Origin of the sequence: Niallia endozanthoxylica (assembly GCF_008710145.1) — a bacterium.
In the GTDB taxonomy this organism is placed as follows: Bacteria; Bacillota; Bacilli; order Bacillales; family Cytobacillaceae; genus Bacillus_BD; species Bacillus_BD endozanthoxylica.
The window spans coordinates 21,233-34,863 of sequence record NZ_VYKL01000016.1 but is presented as its reverse complement, the minus strand read 5'-3'; the positions used below and the strand labels follow the sequence as shown (position 1 = coordinate 34,863).

At 39.6% G+C, this 13,631-nt stretch carries 13 protein-coding genes and 1 riboswitch; all 13 genes read left to right on the top strand.

Annotated elements, in window-relative coordinates; genetic code table 11:
* The first annotated feature begins 161 nt into the window (after window positions 1-161).
* The 13 genes from F4V44_RS11405 (at window position 162) to purH (ending at window position 13,631) form a co-directional block, all read left to right on the top strand.
* Entirely contained in the window at window positions 162-854 is a 693-nt protein-coding gene (locus F4V44_RS11405; RefSeq protein ID WP_150440152.1) for a GNAT family N-acetyltransferase, read from the top strand.
* Between the two features lie 374 nt (window positions 855-1,228).
* Window positions 1,229-1,441: an NETI motif-containing protein gene (locus F4V44_RS11400; RefSeq protein ID WP_150440151.1), complete on the top strand. Its 213-nt coding sequence runs from the start codon at window positions 1,229-1,231 to the stop codon at window positions 1,439-1,441.
* Window positions 1,442-1,544: 103 nt separating this feature from the next.
* A riboswitch (purine riboswitch) is annotated at window positions 1,545-1,646 on the top strand.
* 205 nt (window positions 1,647-1,851) lie between these two features.
* Window positions 1,852-2,340 (top strand): 5-(carboxyamino)imidazole ribonucleotide mutase, encoded by a 489-nt coding sequence (purE, locus tag F4V44_RS11395; protein WP_150440154.1) that lies wholly within the window; start codon window positions 1,852-1,854, stop codon window positions 2,338-2,340.
* Window positions 2,333-3,478, top strand: coding sequence for a 5-(carboxyamino)imidazole ribonucleotide synthase (purK, locus tag F4V44_RS11390; protein ID WP_150440150.1), 1,146 nt, complete (start codon window positions 2,333-2,335; stop codon window positions 3,476-3,478). Before purE ends, purK begins: the two co-directional genes overlap by 8 nt.
* 3 nt (window positions 3,479-3,481) lie before the next feature.
* Window positions 3,482-4,774, top strand: a complete 1,293-nt coding sequence (gene purB, locus F4V44_RS11385) for an adenylosuccinate lyase (RefSeq protein WP_150440149.1) — start codon at window positions 3,482-3,484, stop codon at window positions 4,772-4,774.
* Between the two features lie 71 nt (window positions 4,775-4,845).
* Entirely contained in the window at window positions 4,846-5,565 is a 720-nt protein-coding gene (gene purC / locus F4V44_RS11380) for a phosphoribosylaminoimidazolesuccinocarboxamide synthase (RefSeq protein ID WP_150440148.1), read from the top strand.
* Window positions 5,558-5,812 carry a phosphoribosylformylglycinamidine synthase subunit PurS gene (gene purS / locus F4V44_RS11375; protein WP_150440147.1) on the top strand — a complete coding sequence of 85 codons (255 nt, stop codon included), beginning with the start codon at window positions 5,558-5,560 and terminating at the stop codon, window positions 5,810-5,812. Before purC ends, purS begins: the two co-directional genes overlap by 8 nt.
* Window positions 5,809-6,492 (top strand): phosphoribosylformylglycinamidine synthase subunit PurQ, encoded by a 684-nt coding sequence (gene purQ / locus F4V44_RS11370; protein ID WP_150440146.1) that lies wholly within the window; start codon window positions 5,809-5,811, stop codon window positions 6,490-6,492. The genes purS and purQ overlap by 4 nt, the downstream gene beginning before the upstream one ends.
* Window positions 6,476-8,695 (top strand): phosphoribosylformylglycinamidine synthase subunit PurL, encoded by a 2,220-nt coding sequence (gene purL / locus F4V44_RS11365; protein ID WP_150440145.1) that lies wholly within the window; start codon window positions 6,476-6,478, stop codon window positions 8,693-8,695. The genes purQ and purL overlap by 17 nt, the downstream gene beginning before the upstream one ends.
* Complete coding sequence (purF, locus tag F4V44_RS11360) at window positions 8,680-10,164, top strand: amidophosphoribosyltransferase (protein WP_150440144.1); 1,485 nt, start codon at window positions 8,680-8,682, stop codon at window positions 10,162-10,164. Before purL ends, purF begins: the two co-directional genes overlap by 16 nt.
* 183 nt (window positions 10,165-10,347) lie before the next feature.
* Window positions 10,348-11,379, top strand: coding sequence for a phosphoribosylformylglycinamidine cyclo-ligase (gene purM, locus F4V44_RS11355; RefSeq protein WP_150440143.1), 1,032 nt, complete (start codon window positions 10,348-10,350; stop codon window positions 11,377-11,379).
* 51 nt (window positions 11,380-11,430) lie between these two features.
* Window positions 11,431-12,012 carry a phosphoribosylglycinamide formyltransferase gene (purN, locus tag F4V44_RS11350; RefSeq protein ID WP_150440142.1) on the top strand — a complete coding sequence of 194 codons (582 nt, stop codon included), beginning with the start codon at window positions 11,431-11,433 and terminating at the stop codon, window positions 12,010-12,012.
* 83 nt (window positions 12,013-12,095) lie between these two features.
* Window positions 12,096-13,631, top strand: a complete 1,536-nt coding sequence (gene purH / locus F4V44_RS11345; protein WP_150440141.1) for a bifunctional phosphoribosylaminoimidazolecarboxamide formyltransferase/IMP cyclohydrolase — start codon at window positions 12,096-12,098, stop codon at window positions 13,629-13,631.

Here is a 13,631-nt window from a genome sequence, read left to right as displayed (position 1 = left end):
GTAGTTGGGGTCTTACCCCTGTGAGAGTAGGACGTCGCCAAGCAAAATGAAAGAGTATCCGAAATAGGATACTCTTTTTTGCTGTTCAATCTAATGACAAAACAAGTTTCAAAATTTATTCCTCACTAATGGTAAAATTGGATAAAGGATGGTGTAAATATATGAAAATAGTTTGGGAAGAAATAACTAAAAATCATATGTCACATATAGAAAGCGTACTCCAATTATACGACACGGCATTTCCGAAAGATCTTAGGGAGCCTCATCAGATACTTTATAATGCTCTCGATAAAGCTGAGCAAAATCCTCCAAATCGGTTTCGATTTCTTGTTGGATTAATGGAGGGGAAGCCGGTTTCATTTGCAACAGCACATTATTTAGCTGAGGTTAATTGTGGATTCATCGTCTATTTAGGTACAGACCCTCATGAACGTAGTAAAGGCCTGGGGTCTCAAGCGTTAGGAACAATAGAAGAATATCTTAATCAGGATGCTATACTGGCTGGCAAAGGTTCCATAAGAGCATTTGTCCTGGAAACGGAAAAGCAGGAGTCAGCTAACTCAGAAGAGGAAAGAGAAACTTGTTTGAAAAGAGATTACTTTTATAAGAGAAATGGTTATAAGACATATAAAGGGATTGATTACATACAACCGCCGCTCAATGGAGGAAATGAAGCGATTCCATTAAAGTTAAATATAAAGAAAAAGCAGCAAACCGATTTCTCTAGGGATGAGGCTCAGGAGCTCATTTATGCAATGTATGACCAGAAATATTGTTTAGTTAATAGAATCCCAACAATCGTTTTAAATGATTGTCTGAAAGAAATGTCTATCCCAAAAGGAGTAAACATCTAATCCCTTAATTATTTTATCCCACTCTTAATGGGCAGTAAGAGCCCCACCTCAAGATTCTGAGTATAGAAAAGAAGATAGGTGGGGAATCAACTGCCTGTAAAAGTCTATTCGCCAAATCACAGACTAAGAACGCCACATTTGTGGCAACGTCTGTGTGACCCACATCCTTTGGCCCCCAACTAACCATCAGTGGGGGATGAAGAAAACCCTCACTGATGGAAGTTTCACTTTATGAGGTAAAACCCCGATTTTTCTTATGGCTAAATAAGGCATACATGTAATATATATAAGGGAGCAAATAATGAAGACATACCAAATTCTTGCTAATTTTGTGAAAAAAACACGTTATCAGCATGAGAAAGGATACATACATAATGGGAAAAAAGCAACAGAAGAAAGTGATTTATGAAGTACAGGAGAATGAAACCGTTGCAGACTGTCTGAATCGAATCCAACAGGATGGATTTACACCAATCAGAAGAACGGAGGTACCTATTTTTCGAGAAAATACAGATGGGAAAGAGGTTTCTTATGAACCGATAGGCAGGCAAATAATATTCGAGGTAAAAAAAGTAGAAACCTTATAAAATCCGAACAATGGAATTTATTATTAATATATTGTTCGGTGTTTTCTGTTGACAATTGTCGAAATTCATTGTTAAATGGGAGTAGCGATAAAACAAAACAAAACAAAATAAAATATATAGCCCTCGTATAATAATAGGAATATGGCCTATAAGTTTCTACCCAATTACCGAAAATAATTGGACTATGGGGGAAAGTCAATTGCCCGGCAAACTAGCATGAATAGACTTGTTCTATTCTTTTATGTCAGCATCTAACTTTGTAGCCCGGACAGATTGCTTTCCCATAGGGAGGCTTCTGTCTGGGCTTTTTTCATAGCATACTCAAAAAAGTAAAATATTTGTCTGAATTAGTATTAACGAATGTTAAATGCTAAATGCTAAATAAATAATTAAATCTACGGGGGGATATGATGAAGGCTCAAGTTGGAGTCATTATGGGAAGCAAATCTGATTGGGAAACAATGAGTCTTGCATGTGAGATGCTTGAAACATTTAATATACCTTATGAGAAAAAAGTTGTATCAGCGCATCGAACACCGGATTTAATGTTTGAATACGCAGAAGGCGCAAGAAAGAGAGGAATAAAAGTTATTATTGCTGGTGCAGGAGGAGCTGCTCATTTACCAGGCATGGTAGCAGCAAAGACAACCTTGCCGGTAATAGGTGTTCCTGTCCAATCAAGGGCTTTAAATGGACTTGATTCTCTTCTATCTATTGTTCAAATGCCTGGGGGAATTCCTGTAGCAACGGTGGCAATCGGAACAGCAGGTGCAAAAAATGCAGGATTGCTGGCAGCACAGATTCTCTCCTCATTTGATGATAGTTTAGCAAAAAAATTAGAAGAATATAGATTGGAAATGAAGGCACAAGCCATAGAAAGTAGTGATCAGCTTGTCTAATAAAGTAATTTTACCTGGTCAGACAATTGGTATCATCGGCGGCGGTCAGTTAGGAAGAATGATGGCCTTGGCAGCAAAAGCAAAAGGCTTTAGAATTGCTGTTCTCGACCCAACTGAAGATTGTCCGTGTGGTCAAGTTGCCGATATTACCATAACAGGTGAGTATAGCGATCTCAATAAGATTAAAAGATTAGCTGAAGTAAGCGATGTTATCACCTACGAGTTTGAGAATATTGATGCAGAAGGTTTGCAATGGTTGAATGAACATGCCTATGTTCCTCAAGGAGTTCAGTTGCTTGCAATCACACAGGATCGGACGAAAGAAAAAGCAGCCATTCAAAATACAGGGGTTGAAGTTGCACCGTATGCGGTGATTGAAACAAAAGAAGATATTATGAAATATCTAAAGGAGTTAGGGCTTCCAGCTGTATTAAAAACAGCTAGAGGAGGATATGACGGAAAGGGACAGTTTGTCATTCGCAATGAGGAGCAGGTGGACGAAGCAGCAGAGCTATTGAAAGCTGGAACCTGTGTGCTTGAAAAATGGATCCCATTTGAAAAAGAAATATCTGTTATTATTTGTCGAAACGGAAAAGGAGAATATGCCGTTTTTCCAGTCGGAGAAAATATCCATCAAGATAACATTTTGCATGAAACCATTGTGCCAGCAAGAATAAGTGAGGAAGCAAGGGAAACAGCCGTACAAAAAGCTATACAGCTTGCAGAGGGCTTTCAGTTGGTAGGAACCCTGGCAGTAGAAATGTTTTTAACAAGTGATGGGATTTATGTGAACGAATTAGCGCCAAGACCTCATAATTCTGGTCATTATTCTATTGAGGCATGTGAAACCTCCCAGTTTGAACAGCATATTCTAGCTGTTTGTAATTGGCCTCTCGGTACCACTGAGCTGCTTAAGCCGGCAGTAATGGTAAATATCTTAGGTGAACATCAAGCTGCTGTTATTGAAAAAATTCCTAACGTAAAAGACTGGAAAGTTCATTTATACGGTAAAAAAGAGGCAAAATATAAAAGGAAAATGGGTCATGTGACCATTCTACGTCATTCTATTGAAGCGGCTTTAACTGAAATTGAAGAAAGTGGAATTTGGCAGAACACTGGAGAAAAGATTGGAGGCTAAAACATGATTGATCGTTATACAAGACCTGAAATGGGTGCTATTTGGACGGAAGAAAACAAATTTAAGGCATGGTTGGAAGTTGAAATCTTAGCAGATGAAGCCTGGGCAGAACTTGGAGTCATTCCTAAAGAAGATGTAGCTAAAATTCGTGAAAAAGCTTCTTTTGATATTAATCGAATTTATGAAATTGAGAAGGAAACAAGACATGATGTTGTTGCCTTTACACGTGCGGTATCTGAAACCTTAGGCGAAGAAAGAAAATGGGTTCATTATGGATTAACATCAACAGACGTTGTAGATACAGCTTGGTCTTACTTAATCAAGCAGGCCAATGAGATTCTTTTAAAAGATATTGAAAACTTCATTGAGATTCTAAAAAATAAAGCTCAAGAACATAAATATACAGTAATGATGGGGCGTACACATGGGGTTCATGCAGAACCAACAACCTTTGGTTTGAAACTCGCTCTTTGGTATGAAGAAATGAAACGTAATTTGGACCGTTTCAAATATGCAGCTGAAGGCATCGAATATGGAAAAATATCTGGTGCGGTTGGAACGTATGCTAATATCGATCCATTTGTAGAAAAATATGTTTGTGAAAAGCTTGGTACAAAGCCAGCACCAATCTCAACTCAAACATTGCAACGTGATCGTCATGCGCAGTATATGTCTACTATCGCATTGATTGCCACTTCTATTGAAAAATTCGCTGTTGAAATCCGCGGTCTGCAAAAAAGTGAAACACGCGAAGTAGAAGAAGCTTTTGCAAAAGGCCAAAAAGGTTCATCTGCGATGCCGCATAAGAGAAATCCGATTGGTTCTGAAAATATGACTGGTATGGCTCGTGTAATCCGCGGTTATATGATGACGGCTTACGAAAATGTTGCACTATGGCATGAACGGGATATTTCCCATTCATCAGCGGAAAGAATTATTATTCCGGATGCAACAATTGCATTGAACTACATGCTGAATCGTTTCGGAAATATCGTGAAAAACTTAACGGTATTCCCTGAAAATATGAAACGCAATATGGATCGTACGCTTGGATTAATCTATTCTCAACGTGTTCTACTTGCTTTAATTGATAAAGGATTAGCAAGAGAAGAAGCATATGATACGGTGCAGCCAAAAGCAATGGAAGCTTGGGAAACTCAAGTGCCTTTCCGTACATTAATAGAAGCGGATAAAAAAATCACATCAAAGCTGTCTGCAGAAGAAATAGCTGACTGCTTTGACTATAACTATCATCTTAAAAATGTAGATGTTATTTTTGAACGTTTAGGTCTGTAAGGGATAAATAGCAGCGGGACTGGCAGGGAATGAATAACATGTCGGTCTCGTCTACAAGGAGGGGCTTTCCATTGGAAAAAGGTGCGCTGCTTTATGAAGGTAAGGCAAAACGTGTATATGCGACAAATGATGAGCAAATTGTCTGGATTGAATATAAGGATTCGGCAACAGCTTTTAATGGTGAGAAAAAGGCAGAAATCAACGGCAAAGGTCGTCTGAATAATAAAATCACAAGCTTAATTTTTGAAAAATTAAAAGAAAAGGGAATAGAATCTCATTTTATTAAAAGCCTTTCTGAAACAGAGCAGCTTGTCAAAAAGGTTACAATCATTCCCCTTGAGACGGTTGTTCGTAATACAGCAGCAGGAAGCTTTGCTGCTAGATTAGGGATAGAAGAAGGCAAACCTTTGAGTAAACCGATTGTAGAATTTTATTATAAAGATGATGCTCTTGGTGACCCGATTCTTACAGATGCCCATATTGAAGAGCTTCAAATTGCAAGTGAAGCTGAACGTGAAGAAATAAAAGCAAAAGCACTGCAAGTAAATAAAGCCCTATTAGAATTATTTTCTGATTTAGGTATCCGTCTTATCGACTTTAAGCTTGAATTCGGTAAAGATGCTTCAGGAAATATTGTGTTAGCGGATGAAGTATCCCCAGATACTTGCCGCCTTTGGGATGCAAAAACAAATGCGAAGCTGGATAAGGATGTTTTTCGAAGAGATCTTGGCAGTTTAACTGAAGTATATGAAATTATTTTAACTAAACTAGGAGGCGGTCAGAATGTTTAAAGTAAAAGTATATGTAACATTAAGAGAGAGTGTATTAGATCCACAAGGTGCAGCGGTTATGCATTCTTTACATGCAATGAATTATAAAGAAGTTTCGGATGTACGTATTGGTAAGTATATGGAGTTAATGGTAGAAAAGTCAGATCGTCCGGTAGAGGATGTTGTAAAAGAAGTGTGTGATCGTCTGCTTGCAAATCCAGTTATTGAAGATTATCGATTTGAAATTGAGGAGGCTGTTGCTCAGTGAAGTTCGCAGTCATCGTTTTCCCAGGATCCAATTGTGATATAGATATGTATCATGCAATTAAAGATGAGTTAGGTGAAGAGGTAGAGTACGTGTGGCACACTGCAGAAAGCCTTGATGAATATGACGGCATTCTGCTTCCGGGCGGATTCTCATATGGTGACTACTTACGTACTGGTGCCATTGCTCGCTTTAGTAATGTCATGAAAGAAGTACGAAAAGCGGCTGAAGCAGGTAAGCCGATTTTAGGTGTGTGTAACGGATTTCAAATCCTGCTTGAAGCTGGTTTGTTGCCAGGTGCCATGAAGAGAAATGAAAGCTTAAAATTTATTTGCCGTCCAGTCAAATTAAAGGTTGAAAACAATACAACAATGTTTTCAAATGTGTATGAGAAGGATGAAGTAATCATGATTCCGATTGCACATGGAGAAGGCAATTATTATTGCGATGAGGAAACACTTGCAAAGTTGAAGGAAAATAATCAGATTGTATTCACATATGAAAGTAATCCAAATGGCAGCCTTGTGGATATTGCCGGAATTATTAATGAAAAAGGGAATGTATTAGGAATGATGCCACACCCGGAAAGAGCGGTTGATGAATTGCTTGGTGGTGCTGATGGTCTGAAATTATTCCAATCAATCGTCAAACAATGGAGGGAATCACATGTCGTTAATGCTTGAACCAAGTCCGCAGCAAATTAAAGAAGAAGAAATTTATAAAACGATGGGTTTAACCTCTGAAGAGTTTGAGATGGCGGAAAAAATCCTCGGTCGTACACCAAATTATACAGAAACAGGGCTTTTTGCTGTCATGTGGTCAGAGCATTGCAGCTATAAAAACTCGAAGCCTGTATTGAAAAAGTTCCCAGTAACTGGACCGCAAGTCCTTCAAGGACCTGGAGAAGGGGCAGGTATTGTTGATATTGGGGATGAACAGGCTGTTGTATTCAAAATCGAAAGTCATAACCATCCATCAGCCATTGAACCATACCAAGGAGCTGCAACAGGAGTCGGCGGTATCATCCGTGATGTATTCTCAATGGGAGCAAGACCAATTGCCATGTTAAATTCTCTTCGTTTCGGAGAGCTTGATTCATCTGCACGTGTTCGTTACCTTTTTAAAGAAGTCGTTGCTGGAATTGCTGGTTATGGAAACTGTATCGGGATTCCAACAGTTGGCGGTGAAATTCAATTTGAGTCCAGCTATGAAGGAAATCCGCTAGTCAATGCCATGTGTGTAGGGCTAATCGATCATAAGGATATCCAAAAAGGTCAGGCAAAAGGAATCGGCAACACGGTCATGTATGTCGGTGCTAAAACTGGACGTGATGGCATTCACGGAGCCACCTTTGCTTCAGAAGAATTAACTGATGAGTCGGAAAAGGATCGTCCAGCTGTTCAAGTTGGAGACCCATTTATGGAAAAATTATTGCTTGAAGCCTGTCTTGAAGTGGTAAAATCGGACGCGCTTGTTGGGATTCAAGACATGGGAGCTGCAGGACTTGCGAGCTCATCATCTGAAATGGCAAGTAAAGCAGGAACGGGAATTGAAATGAATCTTGATTTAGTTCCGCAGCGTGAAACAGGAATGACAGCTTACGAAATGATGCTATCAGAATCTCAAGAACGTATGCTATTAGTCGTAAAAGCAGGTCGTGAAGGAGAAATTCAAGAAATCTTCAAAAAGTATGATCTTGACTGCGTGGCAATAGGGAAAGTAACTGATGATAAAATGCTTCGCCTTCTTCACAAAGGGGAAGTTGTAGCAGAAATTGCAGCTGATGCATTGGCAGAAGATGCGCCTGTTTACCATAAGCCATCTAGTGAGCCTGCCTATTATCGTGAATTCCAGACAATGAATGTGGAAGTACCTCAAGTTGAAAATCTTGAAGAAACGCTTATCCAATTATTAAAGCAGCCAACTATTGCAAGCAAAGAATGGGTATATGACCAGTATGATTATATGGTTCGTACGAATACAGTTGTTTCACCTGGCTCAGATGCTGCCGTTGTCCGTGTACGCGGTACAAGAAAGGCGCTTGCTATGACAACAGATTGTAATTCACGTTACATTTATTTAGATCCAGAAACAGGCGGGAAAATTGCTGTAGCGGAAGCAGCAAGAAATATTGTTTGTTCTGGGGCAGAACCGCTTGCCATTACAGATAATTTGAATTTCGGTAATCCTGAGAAACCGGAAATTTTCTGGCAGATTGAAAAATCAACAGACGGCATGAGTGAAGCATGTACAGTTCTTAATACGCCTGTTATCGGCGGAAACGTTTCTCTTTATAATGAAACAAGTGGTGAAGCCATTTACCCAACTCCAGTTGTTGGTATGGTCGGACTTGTGAAAGATGTGGATCATATTACAACACAATCCTTTAACGAAGCTGGAGATCTAATCTATCTTCTTGGGGAAACAAAGAATGAATTTGGCGGCAGTGAATTGCAAAAGTTACTAAACGGTAAGATTTTTGGAAAATCGCCAGCAATTGATTTAGAGGTTGAAAAGAAACACCAAAAGGCAGTACTTGAAGCGATTCAAGCGGGTCTTGTAGCTTCTGCCCATGACTTAGCAGAAGGCGGTCTTGGGGTTGCTGTTGCAGAAAGTGTTATTGGTTCTAATGGATTAGGAGCAAAAGTTCATACAGAAGGTAACGCTGTAACTGCACTATTCAGCGAATCACAGTCACGCTTCTTGCTTACAGTTAAGAAAGAAAATCAAGCTGAATTTGAAAAAATGACAGGTGCCGTTTTAATTGGGGAAGTAACAAAAGAGCCAACACTGCAAATGGTGCATAACGGCGAAACTGTTATCCATACTCCAGTTGAAACGTTAGAATCTGCCTGGAGAGGAGCTATTCCATGCCTGCTAAGTTAATCGGAAATCATAACTTAAAAGGGTTGCCTGAATTAAAAAGGTTAGGTGAGTTAAAAGGGCTTAATGAGGAATGTGGAGTTTTTGGCATTTGGGGTCATCCCGATGCAGCACAAATTACGTATTACGGTCTCCATGCCCTTCAACACCGAGGTCAAGAGGGTACAGGAATAGTTGTTACGGATGGTGACGTCGTAAAAGGTGTCAAAGGAGAAGGCCTTGTGACGGAAATCTTTCATTCTGATGCTATGAAGGAACTTTCATTTGGAAAAGCTGCTATTGGTCATGTTCGCTATGCAACAGCAGGTGGAAGCGGGTATGAGAATGTTCAACCACTTGTTTTCCATTTTCAAACAGGAAGCCTGGCTCTTGCGCACAACGGGAATTTAGTTAATGCAATCCAGTTAAAAAGTCAGCTTGAAGGACAAGGAAGTATTTTTCAAACAAGTTCGGATACAGAAGTATTAGCACACTTAATTAGACGAGGCGGGAATACTTCGTTTAAAGATCGGGTGAAAAATGCATTAAGTATGCTTAAAGGGGCTTATGCATTTCTTATTATGACAGAAGATCATCTAATGGTTGCTCTTGATCCAAATGGAATGCGCCCATTGTCATTAGGGAAACTTGGAGATGCCTATGTGGTTGCATCAGAAACATGTGCTTTTGATATCGTTGGAGCAGAATTTATCCGCGATATTTTACCTGGTGAATTATTAATTATTGATAATGAAGGTTTTCGCTCAGAAATGTTTGCCCGTGCATCTAATCAAGCCATGTGTATGATGGAATATGTATACTTTGCTCGACCAGATAGTAATATCAACGGAATCAATGTTCATTCAGCACGTAAAAGACTAGGAAAGAAACTGGCAGAAGAAATAAAAATTGAGGCGGATGTCGTAACCGGTGTCCCTGATTCAAGTATATCTGCAGCGATTGGTTTTGCTGAAGCATCTGGAATTCCTTATGAATTAGGATTAATTAAAAATCGTTATGTTGGACGTACCTTCATTCAACCTTCTCAATCATTAAGAGAACAAGGCGTAAAAATGAAACTTTCCCCGGTTCGAGGAGTCGTAGAAGGTAAAAAAGTCATAATGGTTGATGATTCTATCGTGCGTGGAACGACTAGCAGACGAATTGTCAGAATGCTTCGTGATGCCGGTGCTACGGAAGTTCATGTAGTAATAAGTTCACCACCAATTAAAAATCCATGTTTCTATGGGATTGATACTTCAAGAAGAGAAGAACTTATTGCAAATGACAAAACGATTGAAGAAGTTAGAAAAATCATTGAAGCAGATACATTAACGTTCTTAAGTGCAGAAGGAATGGTAGAAGCGATAGGCGGAAATGGCGAAGGGGAAACCCGTGGCCATTGTATGGCATGCTTTACTGGCAATTATCCAACTGAGATTTATGACGATCTTGAACAAAAAGAGATTAAGGAAAAACTGTTAAAGAAATAATTCAAGTAATAAAAGGCGGCAGTCTCAAGGTAATGAGGCTTGGCAACATTTTACAATATTCAGTGTTTAACTTTATTGCGCAAATTCGGCGAGACGAATTTGATTGTTTAAGCACTGAATATTGTATTTTCCATGTTGCCTTCTCGTTTGAGACAGTCTCTATGATAAATGGGGGATCTCAATATGGCAAAAGCATATGAACAAGCAGGTGTAAATATTGAAGCAGGGTATGAGGCCGTTTCAAGAATGAAAAAGCATGTGCAAAAGACAATGAGACCCGGCGTACTTGGCGGGTTAGGCGGATTTGGCGGAATGTTTGATTTGTCCACATTAAATTTAAAGGAGCCTGTATTAGTTTCTGGTACGGATGGTGTTGGAACGAAATTAATGCTTGCTTTCATGATGGATCGTCATGACACAATCGGCATTGATGCTGTTGCCATGTGTGTGAATGATATTGTGGTACAAGGTGCAGAGCCAATTTATTTCCTTGATTATATTGCTTGCGGTAAAGCAGAACCGGCAAAGATTGAGGCAATTGTTAAAGGAATTGCCGATGGTTGTGAACAAGCAGGCTGTGCACTTGTTGGCGGCGAAACAGCAGAAATGCCTGGAATGTACAGTGAAGAGGAATATGACCTTGCTGGATTTGCAGTTGGGGCATGTGAAAAAAGCAAGATTATCTCTGGTAAAGAAATCAAGCAAGGTGATATCTTAATTGGTTTAGCTTCAAGTGGTATTCATAGTAATGGATATTCCCTTGTACGAAAGTTGTTCTTACAACAAGCTGGAATGGATTTAAATAATCATGTCGAGGAGCTCGGCTGTACATTAGGTGAAGAATTGCTTCGTCCAACAAAAATTTATGTAAAGCCAATCCTGGCTGCACTTGAGAAATTTAATTTAAAAGGCCTTGCCCATATCACAGGCGGCGGCTTTATTGAAAATATCCCACGGATGCTTCCTGAAGACCTTGGTGCGGAATTAAATGAAGAAAATTGGCATGTCCCTCCTGTTTTTACACTAATGGAATCAATTGGTGAGCTGGATAGAAAAGAAATGTACAATATTTTTAATATGGGAACAGGAATGGTTATCGCTGTGGATGAGAAAGACGCTGCAGATGTAGTAGAGTTTTTCAATCAAGCTGGTGAAAAGGCATATCCTATTGGGGTTGTTACAAATAAACCGGGAATTGAAATGAAGTTAAAATAAGCTTCCATCAACCAAAACAGCCCGTTTATTCGGAAATTCGGAGGAAAGTTCATGAAAAAGATTGCTGTGTTTGCTTCCGGGAGCGGCACAAATTTTCAAGCCATAAATGATGCAATAAAAGACGGGAAACTAGAGGCACAAATTGGTTTGTTGGTTTGTGATCGCAAAGGTGCGATGTGTATTAAACGGGCAGAAACGGAAAATATTCCATCCTTTGTTTTTACGGCAAAGGATTATGAGAATAAGGCCGGCTATGAAGAGGAAATCCTGCAGAAGCTTCATGAACAGGGGATTGAATTCATTGTTCTGGCTGGTTATATGAGATTAATCGGGCATACATTATTGAACGCATACAAAGGAAGAATCGTGAATATTCATCCTTCACTTCTTCCTGCCTTCCAAGGGAAAGATGCGATTGGACAGGCTTTAGCTGCAAAAGCAAAAAAGACAGGGGTAACCGTTCACTTTGTAGATGAGGGAATGGATACAGGACCGGTAATCGACCAACAGGAAGTTGTCATTGACGAAGGTGATACAAAGGAAATGCTGGAAGAAAAAATTCATGCAATTGAACACAAACTTTACCCAGCTGTATTACAAAGATTATTTCACAGTCAGAATACTTCTGTGTAAGGGAAACTGCTTTAATAGAGCGAGATAATGAGCATTTGTTACCAAAATGAATGAGTGTGTATATCACTGAGGGGAGACTGATCATGAAAAAACGTGCATTATTGAGCGTGTCAGATAAAACAGGCGTAATTGAATTTGCAAAGCAATTGGTAGAGCTTGGCTTCGAATTGATTTCAACCGGCGGTACGAAAAAGGCGATTCAGGAAGCGGGTATTCCAGTAATCGGTGTCAGTGATGTAACAGGGTTTCCTGAAATCTTAGACGGTCGTGTTAAAACATTAAATCCGCTGATTCATGGCGGTTTGCTTGCGAAATTTGACGATTCAAGTCATGTAGAGCAAATGAATGAACATCAAATTGATCCGATTCAAATTGTTTGTGTTAATTTATATCCATTTCAGCAGACAATTGAGAAGCCGGATGTGACAGTAGAAGATGCCATTGAAAATATTGATATCGGCGGTCCTACAATGCTTCGCTCTGCTGCAAAAAACCATCAATATGTTGCAGTTGTTGTTGACCCAACGGACTATGAGAAGGTTATCAGTGATTTAAAGGAAGCAGGAGAGGTTACATTTAAAACACGCCGTGAGCTTGCTGCGAAAGTATTCCGTCATACAGCGGCATATGATGCAATCATTGCTAACTACATGACAGAACTTACAGGCCTTGAGACTCCGGAAAAATTAACTGTTACTTACGAGTTGAAACAGGGACTGCGCTACGGAGAAAATCCTCATCAAAAGGCTGCCTTCTATAGAAAGCCATTAGGCTCTAAGTTTTCAATTGCTTATGCTGAACAATTACATGGAAAAGAACTTTCTTATAATAATATTCATGATGCAGATGCGGCATTGCAAATTGTAAAAGAGTTTACTGAACCGGCTGCTGTAGCGGTAAAACATATGAATCCATGCGGTGTTGGAACAGGAAGCGATATTTTCACTGCATTTGAAAAAGCTTTTGAAGCAGATCCAGTTTCTATTTTTGGAGGAATTATCGCATTAAACCGAGAAGTAGATAAACCATTAGCTGAAAAGCTTCATGAGATTTTCCTAGAAATCATTATTGCACCTTCCTTTACAGAGGAGGCCCTTTCTGTTCTTACAGCGAAGAAAAATCTGCGTTTACTAACCATTCCATTTGACCTCCAAGGTACGAATGAAATGACATTAACTTCTGTTGAAGGCGGTCTGCTTACACAGGATCAAGACAACTATTCCTTAGATGATGCAACGATTACCATTCCAACTGACCGCAAGCCTACTGATGAAGAGTGGGAAGCTTTAAAGCTTGGCTGGAAGGTTGTCAAACATGTTAAGTCAAACGCCATCGTTGTCACTGATAAACAAATGACACTTGGAGTAGGCGCAGGACAAATGAACCGTGTAGGGTCAGCGAAAATTGCACTGGAACAAGCTGGTGAAAAAGCGAAAGGTGCTGCATTGGCATCGGATGCATTTTTCCCAATGGATGATACAGTAGAGGCAGCTGCGAAAGCGGGAATTACGGCTATCATTCAACCGGGTGGCTCTATTCGTGATGAAGATTCTATAAAGAAGGCTAATGAGTACGGAATTGCGATGGTATTTACAGCTGTTCGCCATTTTAAACATTAA

Coding starts and splice junctions, on each gene's coding strand:
- F4V44_RS11405 (WP_150440152.1), top strand. CDS start 162: ATGAAAATAGTTTGGGAAGAAATAACTAAAAATCATATGTCACATATA.
- F4V44_RS11400 (WP_150440151.1), top strand. CDS start 1,229: ATGGGAAAAAAGCAACAGAAGAAAGTGATTTATGAAGTACAGGAGAAT.
- purE (WP_150440154.1), top strand. CDS start 1,852: ATGAAGGCTCAAGTTGGAGTCATTATGGGAAGCAAATCTGATTGGGAA.
- purB (WP_150440149.1), top strand. CDS start 3,482: ATGATTGATCGTTATACAAGACCTGAAATGGGTGCTATTTGGACGGAA.
- purS (WP_150440147.1), top strand. CDS start 5,558: ATGTTTAAAGTAAAAGTATATGTAACATTAAGAGAGAGTGTATTAGAT.
- purL (WP_150440145.1), top strand. CDS start 6,476: ATGTCGTTAATGCTTGAACCAAGTCCGCAGCAAATTAAAGAAGAAGAA.
- purF (WP_150440144.1), top strand. CDS start 8,680: ATGCCTGCTAAGTTAATCGGAAATCATAACTTAAAAGGGTTGCCTGAA.
- purM (WP_150440143.1), top strand. CDS start 10,348: ATGGCAAAAGCATATGAACAAGCAGGTGTAAATATTGAAGCAGGGTAT.
- purN (WP_150440142.1), top strand. CDS start 11,431: ATGAAAAAGATTGCTGTGTTTGCTTCCGGGAGCGGCACAAATTTTCAA.
- purH (WP_150440141.1), top strand. CDS start 12,096: ATGAAAAAACGTGCATTATTGAGCGTGTCAGATAAAACAGGCGTAATT.